1 protein-coding gene and 1 pseudogene are annotated in these 449 nt (G+C 71.0%); one reads left to right on the plus strand and one right to left on the minus strand.

Annotated elements, in window-relative coordinates:
* The coding region (locus AB4Z27_RS29610; RefSeq protein WP_441646059.1) for a cupin domain-containing protein at positions 1-302 on the minus strand (302 nt) is incomplete at its 3' end.
* Between AB4Z27_RS29610 and AB4Z27_RS29615 the strand changes: the two are divergent.
* A pseudogene (locus tag AB4Z27_RS29615) lies at positions 302-449 on the plus strand (carboxymuconolactone decarboxylase); the annotation flags it as partial. The gene AB4Z27_RS29610 and the pseudogene AB4Z27_RS29615 overlap by 1 nt on opposite strands.

A 449-nucleotide genomic window follows, 5' to 3' on the forward strand; every position in this document is an offset into this window, starting at 1 on the left:
CGCCATCGAAATCGAGGCGTGGCGCAGGTGAACTGGGAACCCTCCACCGGCGGATTGTGGAAGGTGTGGACGGCGTAGCGCGGATAGAACAGCAGCGACGGTTCCTCGATCACCAGCCGGGTGGGCAGGGCGCTCGCGCCATGCGTGACCTCGGTGCGCCCTTCGCGCAGCACGTGCAGGAAGCCCCGGCCGGCTTCATCGAAGCGCGTGACGCCGCAGAGCGGCCCGGTGTGGAACAGGTGCGCGCGGACGCGGAAGCGTTCGAGCAGCGCGGACAGGCGATCAGGCGGGGATTCCGGCAAAGGCCGGCGCCACCGCTGAGGAGATGGCTGCCGCCCAGGCTGGGCGTGCCGAGGATGCCCGGACGGCCGCCGCGCTGGCCTTCGCGCTGAAGCTGGTGAACGACCGGGGCCAGGTGTCGGACGCCGACGTGGCCCAACTGCGGGAAG

The sequence above is a fragment of the Cupriavidus sp. KB_39 genome, from assembly GCF_052114485.1.
Classification (GTDB): Bacteria; Pseudomonadota; Gammaproteobacteria; order Burkholderiales; family Burkholderiaceae; genus Cupriavidus.